A 16,517-nucleotide genomic window follows, 5' to 3' on the forward strand; every position below is an offset into this window, starting at 1 on the left:
GCCGCGTGACGGAACCCCTGAGCACCCCAGCGGGCGCCTACCTGCGCCACCCCCATCTGCACGGTGACCTGGTCACCTTCGTCGCCGAGAACGACATCTGGCTGGCCCCGCTGGACGGCGGCCGGGCCTGGCGGCTGACCGCCGACCACCTGCCGGTCCACCACCCCCGGTTCTCTCCGGACGGGCGGCACATCGCCTTCACCTCCGCCCGCGACGGCGCGCCCGAGGTGCACGTGGTGCCGGTGGACGGCGGCCCGGCCCGGCGGCTGACCCACTGGGGCAGCGACCAGACCCAGCTCCAGGGCTGGACGGCCGACGGCCGTCCGATCGCCACCACCACCGCCGGCGAGGCCACCCTGCGCCGCACCTGGGCGCACGCCCTGCCGCTGGACGGCGGCGAGTCGGTGCGGCTGCCGTACGGGCCGGTCGGCGGGCTGGCCTTCGAGCCGGGCGGCGACCGGGTGCTGCTGGGCACCGTCAACAACCGCGAGCCGGCCTGGTGGAAGCGCTACCGGGGCGGCCGGGCGGGCAAGCTGTGGATCGGCCGGGACGAGTTCGTCCGGGTGCACGAGGAGCTGGACGGCCAGCTCTCCTCGCCGCTGTGGGTAGCCGGTCCTGACGGGGGGCAAGGCGGCAGGATCGCCTTCCTCTCCGACCACGAGGGCGTCGGCGAGCTGTACTCCAGCCTCCCGGACGGCTCCGACCTGCGCCGCCACACCACCTCCCCGGACGGCTTCTACGCCCGCAACGCCACCACCGACGGCACCCGGGTGGTCTTCCACCGGGCCGGCGACCTGTTGCTGCTGGACGACCTGGACGGCGCCGAGCCGCGCCGGCTGGACGTCCGGCTGGCCGGCCCGCGCACCGGCCGCCGCCCCCGCCCGGTGCACGCCGCGCACTGGCTGGAGTCCGTCGCCCCCGACCGCACCGGCCGGGCCAGCGCCGTGGTGGTGCGCGGCGGCGTGCACTGGCTGACCCACCGCGAGGGCCCGGCCCGGGTGCTGGACGAGACCCCGGGCGTGCGCGGGCGGCTGGCCCGGGTGGTGCCGGGCGAGGACGGCGCGCAGGGCGTGCTGTGGGTGTCCGACGCCGAGGGCGAGGACGGCCTGGAGTTCGCCCCCGTCGTGCAGGGCGCCGAGCGGCGCCGGCTGGCGGCCGGGCAGCTCGGCCGGGTGAACGCCCTGACGGTCTCCCCGGACGGCAAGCACGCGGCGCTCGGCGTGCACGACGGCCGGGTGCTGCTGGTCACCCTGGCCGACGGTGCCGTGCACGAGCTGGCCCGCAGCACCGACGGGGAGGTGAGCGGGCTGGTGTTCAGCCCGGACTCGGCCTGGCTGGCCTGGTCGCGCCCGGTGCCGGGGATGGGCCCGTACTCGCTGCGCCAGATCGTGCTGGCCAACCTGGCCACCCGGACGGTGGGCGAGGCCACCCAGCAGCGCTTCATCGACACCTCGCCGGCGTTCACCGCGGACGGCCGGTACCTGGCCTTCCTGTCGGTGCGCAACTTCGACCCGGTGTACGACTCGCACGTCTTCGACCTGTCCTTCCCCAACGGCTGCCGCCCGTACCTGATCACGCTGGCCGCTGACACGCCGTCCCCGTTCGGGCCGCAGCGGGCCGGGCGGTCGGTCGGCGGCGAGGAGGACGAGCCGCGCGGCAAGAAGTCGGACGGCGAGGAGGGCGCCGCGGACGCCCCGCCGGTCACCCGGGTCGACCTGGACGGCATCGCCGACCGGATCGTCCCGTTCCCGGTCGAGGGCGGCCGGTTCGGCGCGCTCCGGGCCGCGAAGGACGGCGTGCTCTGGACGCGGGTCCCGCTGCTCGGTGAACTCGGCGACGAGGCGGCCTCGTTGGAGGACGAGCGGCCCCGGGCCACGCTGGAGCGCTTCGACCTGCGCAAGCGCCGCGCCGAGCCGCTGGTGCACGGGCTGGACGGCTTCGCGGTCAGCGGCGACGGCACCCGGCTGGCGGTGCTGGACGAGGGCGAGCTGCGGATCGTCCCGGCCGACCACAAGTCGGGCGGCGAGGACGACGAGGTCGCCGTCGACCTGGCCCGGCTGCGGGTCACCGTCGACCCGGCCGCCGAGTGGGCGCAGATGTTCGCCGAGAACGGCCGGCTGATGCGGGACAACTTCTGGCGCCCCGATCTGGCCGGCGTCGACTGGGCCGGCGTGCTGGAGCGCTACCGGCCGCTGGTGGAGCGGGTCGGCTCGCACGACGACCTGGTCGACCTGCTCTGGGAGGTGCACGGCGAACTCGGCACCTCGCACGCCTACGTGATGCCGTACGGCCGGCACACCGAGCCCGCCCGGCGCCAGGGCCTGCTCGGCGCGGACCTGGTCAAGGACGGCGACCAGTGGCGGATCGCCCGGATCCTGCCCGGGGAGTCCTCCGACCCGAGGGCCCGTTCGCCGCTGGCCGCGCCCGGGGTGGCGATCCGCCCCGGCGACGCGGTACTGGCCGTCAACGGCCGCCCGGTGGACCCGGTCACCGGCCCGGCGCCGCTGCTGGCCGGCACCGCCGGGCAGCCGGTCGAGCTGACCGTGGCCGGCAAGGACGGCACCGACCAGCGCCACCCGGTGGTCGTCCCGCTCGCCGACGAGGAGCCGCTGCGCTACCACGACTGGGTGGCCGGGCGGCGCTCGGCCGTCCGGGAGCTGTCCGGCGGGCGGCTCGGCTACCTGCACGTCCCGGACATGCAGACCACCGGCTGGGCGCAGATCCACCGGGACCTGCGCTCGGAGATGGCCCGCGAGGGCGTGATCGTCGACATCCGGGAGAACCGGGGCGGTCACACCTCGCAGCTGGTGATCGAGAAGCTGGCCCGCCGGATCGTCGGCTGGGACGTCGCCCGGGACATCGCCACCCCGCTGCCCTACCCCGGCGACGCCCCGCGCGGGCCGATCGTCGCGCTCGCCAACGAGTTCTCCGGCTCGGACGGCGACATCGTCAACGCCGCCATCCAGGCGCTGGGGATCGGCCCGGTGGTCGGCACCCGGACCTGGGGCGGGGTGATCGGCATCGACAGCCGCTACCGGCTGGTCGACGGCACCCTGGTCACCCAGCCCAAGTACGCGTTCTGGATGGAGGGTTACGGCTGGGGCGTGGAGAACCACGGCGTCGACCCGGACGTCGAGGTGCCGTTCGCCCCGCACCAGTGGGCGGCCGGCGCGGACCCGCAGCTGGCCGAGGGCGTCCGGATCGCCCTCGCCGCCCTGGCCGACACCCCGGCCCGCACGGCGCCGCCGCTGCCCTGGGAGTAGTTCGGTAGTCGCCCCGGCGAGCAACGGAGCAGGAAGTCGGACGGGCCGACTTCCTGCTCCGCGGGGTGAGTAGGATGCGGGGCTGTTCTTGATCGGATCCGGATCGACAGTCCACGGGGGAGCACATGGCACAGGGCTATCCGCCGCCGCAGCAGTACGGGGAGAACCCGTACGCCGCCCAGAACCCGCCGCAGCCGTACGGGCAGCAGCCCTACCCGGCCCAGCCGCAGTACCAGCAGCAGCCGTACCCGCCGCAGCAGCCCTACCAGCAGCAGCCGCCGCAGCCGCAGCAGGCCTACCAGCAGCCGTACCAGGAGCAGCAGCCGTACCCGGCCCAGCCGCAGTACCAGCAGCCCGCCGAGTACCGGCCGCCGACGCCCAAGGAGGCGGGCGGCGGGCGGCGTTTCCTGGCGATCGTGGTCGACTGGCTGCTCGCCGTCGGCCTCGGCTTCGTCGCCGCCAACGCGGCCGGCCAGCCCAAGACCACCACCACCCACGTGGCCGGCCACGCGGTGCAGCACAACAGCGGCCCGGCCGTGCCCTACTTCGTGGCGCTGCTGGTCGTCGGCCTCCTGGTCTCCTTCCTCAACCAGGTGGTGCTGGCCCGCCTCACCGGCTTCAGCGTCGGCAAGGGTCTGCTGGCGATGCGGGTGATCCGCAGCAAGCGCGTCATGCGCCCCAACACCTGGCGGCTGACCCGGCGTTGGCTGCTCGGTTTCGTCTTCCTCGCGGTCGCCCTGATCTCCGAGGACTTCGACCTGGACGACGGCGACATCGTCGGCATGCGCGCGGTGCGCTGGAAGCACCTCCAGGAGTACCAGCAGGCGGCGGCGGGGCTCGGCTAGGCTGCCGCCGTACGGCCCCGAGACAGCACGGACACGACCCGAGGAGACGCCGATGGCCGGCGAGCCGCAGCCCGACTGCCTGTTCTGCAAGATCGTCGCGGGCGAGATCCCGGCGACCGTGGTGCGCAAGACCGAGCGTATCCTCGCCTTCCGCGACATCGCGCCGAAGGCGCCGGTGCACGTCCTGGTCATCCCGCACGTCCACTACCCGAACGCCGCCGCGCTGGCCGCCGCCGAGCCCGAGCTCGCCGGTGAACTCCTCGCCGAGGCGGGCGCGGTGGCCCGGGACGAGGGCCTCGAGGACTACCGGCTGATCTTCAACACCGGCGCCGGCGCCGGGCAGACGATCTTCCACGCGCACGTCCACGTGCTCGGTGGCGTGTCGATGTCCGAGCGCATGGTCTGACGTTCCGTGTCCCAGCGCGAACTCGTCGTCCTCGGCACCGCCAGCCAGGTGCCCACCCGGCACCGCAACCACAACGGCTACCTGCTCCGCTGGGACGGCGAGGGCCTGCTGTTCGACCCCGGCGAGGGCACCCAGCGGCAGATGCTGCACGCCGGGGTCTCGGCCACCCAGATCACCCGGATCGCCGTGACGCACTTCCACGGCGACCACTGTCTGGGCCTCGCCGGGGTGATCCAGCGGATCAACCTCGACCGCGTCCCGCACCCGGTGGACGTCTACTTCCCGGCCTCCGGGGAGGTCTACTTCGAGCGGCTGCGGCACGCCACCGCCTACCACGAGACGGCCGTGCTGCGGCCCCGGCCGATCGACGAGCCGGGCCCGCTGCCCGCGCCCGGCGCCCGGTTCGCGCTGGACGCCGTCCGGCTCTCGCACCCCGTGGAGTCCTTCGGCTACCGGCTGTCCGAGCCGGACGGCCGCCGGCTGGTGCCCGACCGGCTCGCCGCGTTCGGCGTCCACGGCCCGCAGGTCGGCCGCTTGCAGCACGAGGGCGCGATCGAGGTGGACGGCCGCCGGGTCACCCTGGACGAGGTCAGCGAGCCCCGGCCCGGGCAGCGCTTCGCCTTCGTGATGGACACCCGGCTCTGCGACGGCGTGCACGAACTCGCCGAGGGCGCCGACCTGCTGGTCGTCGAGTCCACCTTCACCGACGCCGACGCCCACCTCGCCGAGGACCACGGCCACCTCACCGCCGGGCAGGCCGCCAAGGTGGCCGCCGAGGCGGGGGTGCGCACCCTCGTGCTGACCCACTTCTCGCAGCGCTACCCGGACCTCGGCCAGCACCTCGCCGACGCCCGCAAGCACTTCGACGGCCACCTCGTGCTGGCCGAGGACCTCGCCCGGGTGCCCGTCCCGCACCGGCGCCAGCCCTAGGCCCGCCGGTGCCCGACGGAAAAGGGCTCGCGCCGTCCCCCGATCTGCCGCAGCATCGACGGGTGCGGCCCCGCCGCCCGCCGCAGCGATCACGCACGCGGCGTACCCTGGTGCCCCGGAGAGACCGCGCGGCACACGACACCACGGATGGGATGAGGCAGGCCCCAGCGCCGACCTATGAGTGACACACCGCAGACCCGTACCAACGGACGGTCGCGCCCCGAACCGGCCGAAGACGGCCGTGTCAGCGCCCGGATCGTCATCCCCGAGAAGCACCCGATGGTCACCCTGCTCGGCACGGCGGACTCGCTGCTGCGCGTGATCGAACAGGGCTTCCCCGCCGCCGACATCCACGTCCGCGGCAACGAGGTGACCGCGACCGGGGCCCACGCCGAGGTCGCCCTGGTCCAGAAGCTCTTCAACGAGATGATGCTGGTGCTGCGCACCGGCCAGCCCCTGACGGAGGACTCCGTGGAGCGCTCCATCGCCATGCTCCGCAGCGCCGAGGTCGACCCGGACAGCCCGGCGCCGTCCCAGGTGTTCACCGCGAACATCCTGTCCAACCGGGGCCGTACGATCCGCCCCAAGACCCTCAACCAGCAGCGCTACGTCGAGGCGATCGACAAGCACACGATCACCTTCGGCCTCGGCCCCGCGGGCACCGGCAAGACCTACCTCGCGATGGCCAAGGCCGTCCAGGCCCTCCAGGCCAAGGAGGTCAACCGGATCATCCTGACCCGCCCGGCGGTCGAGGCGGGGGAGCGGCTGGGCTTCCTGCCCGGCACCCTCTACGAGAAGATCGACCCGTACCTGCGCCCGCTCTACGACGCGCTGCACGACATGATGGACCCGGACTCCATCCCGCGCCTGATGGCGGCCGGCACCATCGAGGTCGCCCCGCTCGCCTACATGCGCGGCCGCACCCTCAACGACGCCTTCATCATCCTGGACGAGGCCCAGAACACCTCGCCCGAGCAGATCAAGATGTTCCTCACCCGCCTCGGGTTCAACTCCCGGGTGGTGGTCACCGGCGACACCAGCCAGATCGACCTCCCGGCCGGCACCCGCAGCGGCCTCAAGGTCGTCCAGGAGATCCTGGCCGACGTGCCCGACATCCACTTCTCCGTCCTCACCAGCACCGACGTGGTCCGCCACAAGCTGGTCGGCCGGATCGTGGACGCCTACGAGCGCTGGGACGCCCAGCAGGAGGCCGGGGAGAGCACCCCGGCCGCCCGCAAGCCCGCCCCCCGGCGCCCGCGCGCACCCCGACAGTCCCACCGCACCGAAAGCTGAGTACGCAGCCCGTCATGTCGATCGACATCGCCAACGAGTCCGGCTGGGACGCCGACGAGGAAGCCATCCTCGACGTCGCCCGCTTCGCCCTGGACAAGATGCGGATCCACCCGCAGTCCGAACTGTCCGTGATCCTGGTGGACGGTGCGGCGATGGAGGAGCTGCACATCCAGTGGATGGACCTCCCCGGCCCCACCGACGTGATGTCCTTCCCGATGGACGAGCTGCGCCCCGGCAAGGAGGGCGAGGAGCTGCCGCAGGGCCTGCTCGGCGACATCGTGCTCTGCCCCGAGGTCGCCCAGCAGCAGGGCCAGGCGGCCCCGTCCAAGCACTCGATGGACGAGGAGCTCCAGCTGCTCACCGTCCACGGCGTGCTGCACGTCCTCGGCTACGACCACGAGGAGCCCGAGGAGGAGGAGGAGATGTTCGCCCTCCAGAAGCGGATCCTGGACGACTGGCGGGCGGGCCGCGGCCTCGGCGGCATCTCCCCGGCTCCCACCACCCACTGAGCGCGGAGCCCGAACCCCTGTGAGTGGTGAGAGTACGAGCTTCATCCTCGGTGCCGTGCTGCTCGTCGTCCTCGGCTGGCTGGCCGCGTGCGCCGAGGCGGGCATCTCCCGGGTCTCCCGCTTCCGGGCGGAGGAGGCCGTACGGGTCGGGCGGCGCGGCTCCGACCGGCTGCTGACGGTCGCCTCCGACCCGATCCGCTACCTCAACCTGGCGACCCTGATCCGGGTCGCCAGCGAGATGGCGGCGGCCGTGCTGGTCACCGTGGTGGCCGTGCGCAACGTGACGCCGACCTGGCAGGCCGTGCTGCTGGCGTTCGGCGTGATGGTGCTGGTGTCCTTCGTCGCGGTGGGCGTCTCGCCGCGCACGATCGGGCGCCAGCACCCGCTGACCACCGCGACCGCGGCCTCCTTCGTGCTGCTGCCGCTGGCCGCGGTGCTCGGCCCGATCCCGCGGCTGCTGATCCTGCTCGGCAACGCGCTGACCCCGGGCAAGGGCTACCGGGAGGGGCCGTTCGCCTCCGAGGCGGAGCTGCGGGCCCTGGTCGACCTCGCCGAGAAGGACGACCTGATCGAGGACGAGGAGCGCCGGATGGTGCACTCGGTCTTCGAGCTCGGCGACACCATCGTCCGCGAGGTGATGGTGCCGCGCACCGACCTGGTGATGATCGAGCGGCACAAGACCGTCCGTCAGGCCCTCACCCTGGCGCTGCGCTCGGGCTTCTCGCGGATCCCGGTGGTCGGCGACAACGAGGACGACGTGGTCGGCATCGTCTACCTCAAGGACCTCGTCCGGCGCACCCACATCAACCGGGAGGCCGAGGCGGAGGAGGTCGGCGCGGTGATGCGCCCGGCCGTCTTCGTCCCGGACTCCAAGCCGGCCGGCGACCTGCTGCGCGAGATGCAGCAGCGCCGCTCGCACGTGGCGATCGTGATCGACGAGTACGGCGGCACGGCCGGGCTGGTCACCATCGAGGACATCCTGGAGGAGATCGTCGGGGAGATCACCGACGAGTACGACCGGGAGATCCCGCCGGTGGAGGACCTCGGCGACGGCTCGTACCGGATCACCGCCCGGCTGCTGGTCGAGGACCTGGGCGAGCTGTTCGGCATCGAGCTGGAGGACGAGGACGTCGAGACCGTCGGCGGCCTGCTCGCCAAGCACCTGGGCCGGGTGCCGATCCCCGGCTCGGCCTGCGAGATCCCGCTGCCCGAGCCGGTCGACGGCGGTCTGACCGGCATCCTGCTGACCGCCGAGTCCTCGGCCGGGCGCCGCAACCGGATCGGCTCGATGGTCGCCGCCCCGGTCCGCGGCAGCGACGGGTCCGAGGAGCCGGCGGGCGAGTAGCGGGTGGGCGGTCGCCGAGCGACCATGGAGGGCATGACGCACAAACTTCGCGCGGAGTACGGCCCGCAGGGGGCGGCCGGCGGAGTCAAGTCCTGGCACGTGGTGCGGGACGGAGACCTGTCGACGGCGCTCTGCGGCCGGACCATGCCCGACGACGCCGAGACGCGGCCCGAGCAGGAGTGGGGCACCGGTCTGCGCTGCTGCCAGCAGTGCGGCTCGCTCTACATGCACGAGACGCCGCACATGCAGGGGACCAACCCCTACAGCTAGGCCATGGCTGCGCTCTGGAGGTCGCCATGAAGCTGCAAGACGAACTGCCCGTCGACCACAAGCTCCTCATGGTCTGGCGGATCGGGGCGGGACTCGGGGGGGTCTTCCTGATCGTGTTCGGGTGCCTGGGGCTGGCCGACCACCCGGGCTTCCTGGACACCCAGGGTGACGAGGTCGCCGGGCTGTCGACCAACGGCGCGCTCGCCATCCTGTCCATCGTGGTGGGCGCGATCCTGGTGATCGGGGCGGTGATCGGCGGGAACTTCGCCGCCAACCTCAACATGGCGGCGGGCGTGCTGTTCGTCCTGTCCGGCTTCTACGGCCTGACGGTGCTCGGGCGGCCGGACGCCAACATCCTCAACTTCCGGATGTCGAACGTGCTGTTCGCGTTCATCTTCGGGATCGTCCTGACCACCTTCGGGATGTACGGCAGAGTGAGCAGCCACCTGCCGCACGACAACCCGTACTGGCGCGAGCGTGCCGAGCACGAGCAGCCGATGCCGTCCGGGCCGAAGACCTTCGTCAAGGTCCTCAAACCGAACCCGGGGCCGACCCACCCGATCGGCCACTGAGGGGCAGGGGTTGCCTATGCTCGGCGGCATGAGTGACATCGTCGAGCTCGACCCCGAAGACAAGAAGATCATCACCCTGGCCCGCTCGGCCCGCGCCCGCAACGGCGTGGCCGAGGGGGCCGCGGTGCGTGACGAGACCGGCCGCACCTACGTGGCCGGGACGGTCGCGCTGGAGTCGCTGCGGCTGAGCGCGTTGCAGACGGCGGTGGCGATGGCGGTGGCCAGCGGCGCGAAGTCGCTGGAGGCGGCGGCCGTGGTGAGCGAGGCGGAGCAGCCGGCCGAGGCCGATCTGGCGGCCGTGCGGGACCTCGGCGGGGCCGGGACGCCGGTGCTGCTGGCCGGTCCGGACGGGGCGCTGCGGGTGGCGGTCGAGGCGCGCTGAGACTCCCGCGAGCGGGCGAGTAGCAGCCCGGCGAAGGGGCGGTGTGCTCGGCGGATAATCTCACCGGAGGGGAGAAGTTCCGGTGAGGGGGCTGGGCACATGGGGGCGTTGGCGTTCTTCGCCGGGTTGCTGCTGTTCGTGATGGGGATGGGCAAGTGGCAGGAGACCGGTTCGCCGTTCTGGCTCTGGGGATCGGTCGCCTTCCTGGTGCTGCTGGTGGTCATGTCGCTGTCCTCCCGCGGCGGCGGCAAGGGCTGATCGGGGACGCGGGTCGGCGGGCCCTCGGTGATCAGGGAGAATGGAGCGCATGAATGCCCCTTCCTCCTCGTACCGCTCCGGGTTCGCGTGCTTCGTCGGCCGGCCCAACGCGGGCAAGTCGACCCTGACCAACGCCCTGGTGGGGACGAAGGTCGCGATCACCTCCGACCGCCCGCAGACCACCCGGCACACCGTGCGCGGCATCGTGCACCGCCCGGACGCCCAGCTCGTGCTGGTCGACACCCCCGGTCTGCACAAGCCGCGCACCCTGCTCGGCGAACGCCTCAACGACCTCGTCCGCACCACCTGGGCCGAGGTCGACGTGATCGGCTTCTGCCTGCCCGCCGACCAGAAGCTCGGCCCCGGCGACAAGTTCATCGCCAAGGAGCTCGCCGAGATCAAGAAGACCCCCAAGGTCGCCATCGTCACCAAGACCGACCTGGTCGACTCCAAGCGGCTGGCCGAGCAGCTGATCGCCGTCCACCAGCTCGGCGTCGAGCTGGGCATCGAGTGGGCCGAGATCATCCCGGTCTCGGCGGTGGGCGACAAGCAGGTCGACCTGGTCGCCGAGCTGATCACCAAGCTGCTGCCGGAGGGCATGCCGCTCTACCCGGACGGCGACCTCACCGACGAGCCCGAGCAGATCATGGTCGCGGAGCTGATCCGGGAGGCCGCCCTGGAGGGCGTCCGGGACGAGCTGCCGCACTCGCTGGCCGTCGTGGTCGAGGAGATGCTGCCGCGCGAGGGCCGCCCGGCGGACCGTCCGCTGCTGGACATCCACGCCAACGTCTACATCGAGCGGCAGAGCCAGAAGGCGATCGTGATCGGCGCCAAGGGCGCGCGGCTCAAGCACGTCGGCACCACCGCCCGCAAGCACATCGAGGCGCTGCTCGGCACACCGGTCTACCTGGACCTGCACGTCAAGGTGGCCAAGGACTGGCAGCGCGACCCGAAGCAGCTGCGCAAGCTGGGGTTCTGAGCCGTCCGGGGCTCCGAACGGTCTGCGGTTCCGAAGGCCCTGAACACCCCGGTGCTGCGCGGGGGTCGCGCGTCACGCGCCCTCGCGCAGCACCAGGGAGACCAGCTCGCGCTGCGAGTCGGTGAGCTTCGGGTCGGCGCAGTGCACCGTCCGGCCGTCGACGGTGATCTCGTAGTGGAAGCCGTCCGGCACCCCGTACGAGGGCGCCCGCAGCCCGCACGCGACGGCCTCGCGGGCGAGCGCGTGGACGTGCGGGGCGTCCCTGCGGTCGGCGGTGTCGAGCTCGGCGTGGCGGACGGTTCCGGCGAGGCCGCCGGTCCGGGTGACCTGGATACGCATGGTGTCCATGGTGCTACCCAGGGATGGGGGTTTGCCGGGCTTTTCCCGGACCGTGACCTTGCGCCCGGGTCGACCTGGTCTCGACCACTGCCGAGGTCGGGCTCAGCCCGGGCTGACCCCCACCTGGGCCCAGGAGGCCGTCACGGTGTCCGCCACCGACGGCTGGTCCGGGTAACGGGCCTGGGCGGCGGCCACGGTGGCCCGGGCGAAGTCGGCGAAGCCGGCGTCCGCGGCCAGCCGGTGGCCGGTCAGCGCGTCGTACCAGATCCGCCCGGCGCGCTCCCAGGCCGGGCCGCCGAGGGCGGTGGCCAGCAGGTAGAACGCGTGGTTGGGGATGCCGGAGTTGATGTGCACCCCGCCGTTGTCCTCGGCGGTGTCCACGTAGTCCCGCAGGTGCGCGGGTTGCGGGTCCTTGCCGAGCCGGGGGTCGTCGTACGCGGTGCCGGGCGCCTTCATCGAGCGCAGCGCGACGCCCTGGACGCCGGGGGCGAGCAGCCCGGCGCCGATCAGCCAGTCGGCGTCGGCGGCGTCCTGGTGCAGCGAGTACTGCTTGACGAGCGAGCCGAAGACGTCCGACACCGACTCGTTGAGCGCCCCGGGCTGGTCGTGGTAGTTCAGGCCGGCGGTGAACTGGGTGACGCCGTGGGTGAGTTCGTGGCCGATGACGTCGATGCAGGCGGTGAAGTCGCCGAAGATCTCGCCGTCGCCGTCGCCGAAGACCATCCGGTGGCCGTTCCAGAAGGCGTTGTCGTAGTCGCGGCCGTAGTGCACGGTGGCGTCCAGGCGCAGCCCCTGGTCGTCGATCGAGCGGCGGCCGTAGGCGTCGGCGTACAGCGCGAAGGTGGCGCCGAGGCCGTCGTAGGCGTGGTTGACGGACCCGTCGGCGACCGGGGCCTGGCCCTCGGTGCGGACGGTCCGGCCGGGCAGCCGCTGGCCGTGGCCGGCGTCGCAGATCACCCGGCTGGCGGCGGCCGGGCCGGGGGCGGGCGGGGGTGGGGCGAGGCGGGCCGCGCGGTGCGCGGTGTCCAGGGCGAGGGAGCGGACGGCGGGTTCGTGACCGGCCTCGGCGAGGCGGTCCAGGACGTACGGTGGGACGATCGCGCAGAGCGGCACTCCTGCTGTCATGTGGCCCAGGGTGAGGCCTCGATGACCGGATGTCACCACCTTTGGCATGACCAGTCGCCGTCTCAAGGAGTGGAACGGTGGCTCGGATCACTTCGGGGGCGCGCGGCCCTGGGTTACGCTGGGGACATCATGCGCAACGGGCTGCTTCTTCTTAGCTGCCGCGTCGAGGGCCTGTAGTCCATTGGGGCCGGCTCCCTCGCCGCGGGGATCGAGCTGTGCGCGTAATCCGGCGATCCGATGACGGGTCGCGAGCGGCAGCAGAGGCCGGCCAGTCGGTGTTTTGTCCCCCCGACCCGCCCCGCACCACGCATCCACAGGAAGCCGAGAGTCACTCCATGACCGAGCAGAGCTCCGCCGCGTCCATCCCCGCCGCTCGCGCCTTCGTCGACCGTCCCACCCCGATCACCGCCGCCTCGGTGCGCCAGCAGCCGTCCGGCATGCGGTACGGGCGCTACGTGCCGTTCGGCGCCGTCGACCTGCCGGACCGCACCTGGCCGAACAAGGTGATCACCGCGGCGCCGCGCTGGCTGTCCACCGACCTGCGGGACGGCAACCAGGCGCTGATCGACCCGATGTCGCCGGCCCGCAAGCGCAAGATGTTCGACCTGCTGGTGAAGATGGGCTACAAGGAGATCGAGGTCGGCTTCCCGTCCTCCGGCGCCACCGACTTCGCCTTCGTACGGTCGCTGATCGAGGAGGGGGCGATCCCGGAGGACGTCACCATCTCGGTGCTGACCCAGGCCCGCGAGGACCTGATCGAGCGCACGGTGCAGTCGCTGAAGGGCGCGCCGAACGCCACCGTCCACCTGTACAACGCGACGTCGCCGCTGTTCCGCCGGGTGGTCTTCAAGGGCAGCAAGGACGACATCAAGGCCATCGCCGTGGACGGCACCCGCCTGGTGATGGAGTACGCCGAGAAGATCCTGGGCGACGAGACGGTCTTCGGCTACGAGTACTCGCCGGAGATCTTCATCGACACCGAGCTGGACTTCGCGCTGGAGGTCTGCGAGGCGGTGATGGACGTCTGGCAGCCGGGCGAGGGCCGCGAGATCATCCTGAACCTGCCGACCACCGTGGAGCGTTCCACCCCGAACGTCTACGCCGACAAGATCGAGTGGATGTCGCGGAACCTGTCCCGCCGCGAGTTCGTCTGCCTGTCCACCCACCCGCACAACGACCGCGGCACCGGCGTGGCCTCGGCCGAGCTGGCCGTGATGGCCGGCGCCGACCGGGTCGAGGGCTGCCTGTTCGGGCAGGGCGAGCGGACCGGCAACCTGGACCTGGTCAACGTCGGCATGAACCTGTTCTCGCAGGGCGTCGACCCGATGATCGACTTCTCCGACATCGACGAGGTCCGCCGGATCGCCGAGTACTGCAACCAGATGGAGGTGCCCGCGCGCCACCCGTACGCCGGCGACCTGGTGTACACCTCCTTCTCCGGCTCGCACCAGGACGCCATCAAGAAGGGCTTCGACGCCCTGGAGGCGGACGCGCGGGCGGCCGGCGTCCCGGTGGACGAGTACACCTGGGGCGTGCCGTACCTGCCGATCGACCCGAAGGACGTCGGCCGCTCCTACGAGGCGGTCATCCGGGTCAACAGCCAGTCCGGCAAGGGCGGTGTCGCGTACGTCCTGAAGAACGACCACAAGCTGGACCTGCCGCGCCGGATGCAGATCGAGTACTCCCGGATCATCCAGGCCAAGACCGACGCCGAGGGCGGCGAGGTCACCCCGGCCGAGATCTGGCGGGTCTTCGAGGACGAGTACCTGCCGACCACGGCCAACCCGTGGGGCCGGATCTCGCTGTCCGGTTCGCGCACCCTGACCACCGAGGACGGCCGGGACGCGCTGACCGCCGAGGCCCTGGTGGACGGCGCGCCGGTGACCCTGACCGGTACCGGCAACGGCCCGGTCTCGGCCTTCGCGGACGCGCTGGGCCGGATCGGCTTCGACGTCCGCGTCCTGGACTACGCCGAGCACGCGCTGAGCGAGGGCGGCGACGCCCAGGCCGCCGCGTACGTCGAGTGCGCGGTGGACGGCAAGGTGCTGTGGGGCGTGGGCATCGACGGCAACACCGTGCTGGCCTCGCTGAAGGCGATGATCAGCGCCGTCAACCGGGCGCAGCGCGGGTAGTTCGTACGAGTGGCTCGTGGCGGGGCCGTCCTTCGGGGCGGCCCTTCGCCGCACCCCCGCACGGCTGTGTCCTGCGCCACATTTTTTCGGATCGGAAGCCGTTCGAGGTACTGACACGTGCCGGTAACCATGGCAACATCGATCCACCGGAAAGCCGGGTCGGTGGGACGGCCTCGGTGTCCGGTCGCGTGACCTGCCCATTGTTGTGCAGGCCGCCTGCCATGTCTGGGGAGTGGCGCCGTGACCAGGTTGTGGGGTGTTCGCCCGCGGTGGCGGACTGATGTTCTCGGTGACTTCTTCTGCCCGGGCTGCGGCGGGGACCGCAACTACCGCCGGCAGCACGGCCGGCGGTGGCTGCGGTTGCTCGGCACGCCGGTGCTCCCGCTCGGCCCGGTGATCGGCAGCGTGCAGTGCACCGGCTGCCACGGCCGGTACGGCGTCGAGAGCCTGGAACAGCCCACCTCCGTCCGTCTCGGGGCGATGCTCCGGGACGCCCAGTACACGATCGCGCTGGCCCTGCTCGCGGCCGGCGGCACCGCCCACCGGGCGGCCCGCGAGGCGGCCTGCACGGCGGTGCGCGAGGCCGGGTTCGAGGACTGCGGCGAGGCCCAGGTGCTGGCCGCGCTCGCCGCGCTGTCCGGGCTCGGCGGCGAACTCTACGACGCCCACGGGATGGCCGGCGGCCTGGCCGTGGAACTGCACGCGGTGCTCGAACCGCTCGCCCCGCACCTGGCCCACCAGGGCCGGGAGCGGCTGCTCCTCCAGGGCGCGGCGATCGCGCTGGCCGACGGGCGCTACCTGCCGCAGGAACGCGAGGCGCTGGCCGCGGTCGGGCGCTGTCTGGACCTGCCGCAGTCGCGGGTCGGGCTGCTGCTGGAGGCGGCGACCCGGGCGCCGTACTAGACCCTTCCCTTCCCTTCCCTTCCCGCCGTACCGGACCATCCCCGGGACCTCTCCCTCCCCGGATCGCGAAGCCACCTCCCATCCCCCACAAAACGGGCCCGTCTCCCCCCTCCGGGCCCGCCGTGACCCGCACCGTACGGTCCTCCCCCACGGCCCCGGTGCGGGCAACACGGCTGTCGGCGGCCGCTGTCGGTGGTTGGGGGAGAATGGCTCACATGAGTCTTTTCCGGGACGACGGCGTCGTGCTGCGGGCACAGAAGCTCGGCGAGGCCGATCGGATCATCACCCTGCTGACCCGGCAGCACGGCAAGGTGCGGGCGGTCGCGCGCGGGGTGCGCAAGACCAAGTCCAAGTTCGGCGCCCGCCTGGAGCCCTTCTCGCACGTGGACGTGCAGTTCTTCAGCCGGGGGAGCGAGTTGATCGGCCGCGGGCTGCCGCTCTGCACCCAGGTGGAGACGATCGCCCCGTACGGCGGTTCGATCGTCACCGACTACGGCCGCTACACCGCCGGGACGGCGATGCTGGAGACGGCCGAGCGCTTCGCCGAGAACGAGGGCGAGCCGGCCGTCCAGCAGTACCTGCTGCTGGTGGGCGGGCTGCGCACGCTGGCGGCCGGGCTGCACGAGTCGCACCTGGTGCTGGACGCCTTCCTGCTGCGCTCGCTCGCGGTGAACGGGTACGGCGCGAGCTTCACCGACTGCGCCAAGTGCGGACTGGAGGGGCCGAACCGTTTCTTCTCGCTCCAGGCGGGCGGGGTGCTCTGCCCGGACTGCCGAGTGCCCGGATGTGCCGTACCCTCCCCTGAGACACTGGTACTGCTCGGGGCGCTGCTGTCAGGGGACTGGCAGACGGCCGATTCCTGCGAGCCCCGGTACTGGCGGGAGGGCAGCGGCCTGGTCGCGGCCTACCTGCAGTGGCACCTGGAGCGGGGCATCCGCTCGATGAGATACGTGGAGAAGTGAGCAC

At 72.4% G+C, this 16,517-nt stretch carries 17 protein-coding genes; 15 read left to right on the plus strand and 2 right to left on the minus strand.

Annotation, left to right across the window (positions count from 1 at the left end; genetic code table 11):
- Positions 1-5 precede the first annotated feature (5 nt).
- From ABTY15_RS27300 to era, 12 genes are all read left to right on the plus strand, one after another.
- Positions 6-3,263, plus strand: a complete 3,258-nt coding sequence (locus tag ABTY15_RS27300) for a S41 family peptidase (protein WP_350600866.1) — start codon at positions 6-8, stop codon at positions 3,261-3,263.
- A 125-nt stretch (positions 3,264-3,388) separates the two neighbouring features.
- On the plus strand, positions 3,389-4,108 hold the full coding sequence (locus ABTY15_RS27305; protein WP_350600871.1) for an RDD family protein: 720 nt from the start codon (positions 3,389-3,391) through the stop codon (positions 4,106-4,108).
- 52 nt (positions 4,109-4,160) lie between these two features.
- A complete protein-coding gene (locus ABTY15_RS27310; RefSeq protein WP_350600875.1) occupies positions 4,161-4,514 on the plus strand; it encodes a histidine triad nucleotide-binding protein in 354 nt (117 codons plus the stop codon).
- 6 nt (positions 4,515-4,520) lie between these two features.
- Positions 4,521-5,444, plus strand: coding sequence for a ribonuclease Z (locus tag ABTY15_RS27315; protein ID WP_350600877.1), 924 nt, complete (start codon positions 4,521-4,523; stop codon positions 5,442-5,444).
- 177 nt (positions 5,445-5,621) lie between these two features.
- Complete coding sequence (locus ABTY15_RS27320; RefSeq protein WP_502893601.1) at positions 5,622-6,737, plus strand: PhoH family protein; 1,116 nt, start codon at positions 5,622-5,624, stop codon at positions 6,735-6,737.
- Between the two features lie 14 nt (positions 6,738-6,751).
- A complete protein-coding gene (gene ybeY / locus ABTY15_RS27325) occupies positions 6,752-7,246 on the plus strand; it encodes an rRNA maturation RNase YbeY (protein WP_350600884.1) in 495 nt (164 codons plus the stop codon).
- Between the two features lie 19 nt (positions 7,247-7,265).
- On the plus strand, positions 7,266-8,591 hold the full coding sequence (locus ABTY15_RS27330; protein WP_350600887.1) for a hemolysin family protein: 1,326 nt from the start codon (positions 7,266-7,268) through the stop codon (positions 8,589-8,591).
- Between the two features lie 33 nt (positions 8,592-8,624).
- Positions 8,625-8,861: a hypothetical protein gene (locus tag ABTY15_RS27335; RefSeq protein WP_350600890.1), complete on the plus strand. Its 237-nt coding sequence runs from the start codon at positions 8,625-8,627 to the stop codon at positions 8,859-8,861.
- Between the two features lie 26 nt (positions 8,862-8,887).
- A complete protein-coding gene (locus ABTY15_RS27340) occupies positions 8,888-9,433 on the plus strand; it encodes a DUF4383 domain-containing protein (RefSeq protein ID WP_350600897.1) in 546 nt (181 codons plus the stop codon).
- Between the two features lie 28 nt (positions 9,434-9,461).
- Positions 9,462-9,815 carry a cytidine deaminase-like protein gene (locus ABTY15_RS27345; RefSeq protein WP_350600899.1) on the plus strand — a complete coding sequence of 118 codons (354 nt, stop codon included), beginning with the start codon at positions 9,462-9,464 and terminating at the stop codon, positions 9,813-9,815.
- A gap of 99 nt (positions 9,816-9,914) precedes the next feature.
- A complete protein-coding gene (locus ABTY15_RS27350; RefSeq protein ID WP_350600903.1) occupies positions 9,915-10,073 on the plus strand; it encodes a hypothetical protein in 159 nt (52 codons plus the stop codon).
- A 49-nt stretch (positions 10,074-10,122) separates the two neighbouring features.
- Positions 10,123-11,052, plus strand: coding sequence for a GTPase Era (gene era, locus ABTY15_RS27355; RefSeq protein ID WP_350600907.1), 930 nt, complete (start codon positions 10,123-10,125; stop codon positions 11,050-11,052).
- Positions 11,053-11,124: 72 nt separating this feature from the next.
- On the opposite strand, the gene ABTY15_RS27360 is transcribed toward era, so the two are convergent.
- Together ABTY15_RS27360 and ABTY15_RS27365 are read right to left on the minus strand one after the other, a co-directional pair.
- Positions 11,125-11,391: a protealysin inhibitor emfourin gene (locus ABTY15_RS27360; RefSeq protein ID WP_350600911.1), complete on the minus strand. Its 267-nt coding sequence runs from the start codon at positions 11,389-11,391 to the stop codon at positions 11,125-11,127.
- 102 nt (positions 11,392-11,493) lie between these two features.
- Positions 11,494-12,516: a M4 family metallopeptidase gene (locus ABTY15_RS27365; RefSeq protein ID WP_350600914.1), complete on the minus strand. Its 1,023-nt coding sequence runs from the start codon at positions 12,514-12,516 to the stop codon at positions 11,494-11,496.
- Between the two features lie 335 nt (positions 12,517-12,851).
- Here ABTY15_RS27365 and leuA point away from each other — a divergent pair, with 335 nt between their 5' ends.
- The 3 genes from leuA to recO all read left to right on the plus strand — a co-directional run bounded on the left by leuA (position 12,852) and on the right by recO (position 16,513).
- A complete protein-coding gene (gene leuA, locus ABTY15_RS27370) occupies positions 12,852-14,648 on the plus strand; it encodes a 2-isopropylmalate synthase (RefSeq protein WP_350600918.1) in 1,797 nt (598 codons plus the stop codon).
- Between the two features lie 240 nt (positions 14,649-14,888).
- Entirely contained in the window at positions 14,889-15,551 is a 663-nt protein-coding gene (locus tag ABTY15_RS27375; protein ID WP_350600922.1) for a TerB family tellurite resistance protein, read from the plus strand.
- 215 nt (positions 15,552-15,766) lie between these two features.
- Positions 15,767-16,513 (plus strand): DNA repair protein RecO, encoded by a 747-nt coding sequence (gene recO / locus ABTY15_RS27380; RefSeq protein WP_350600928.1) that lies wholly within the window; start codon positions 15,767-15,769, stop codon positions 16,511-16,513.
- The last annotated feature ends 4 nt before the right edge of the window (positions 16,514-16,517 follow it).

The sequence above is a fragment of the Kitasatospora sp. NPDC097643 genome (assembly GCF_040302625.1).
In the GTDB taxonomy this organism is placed as follows: Bacteria; Actinomycetota; Actinomycetes; order Streptomycetales; family Streptomycetaceae; genus Kitasatospora.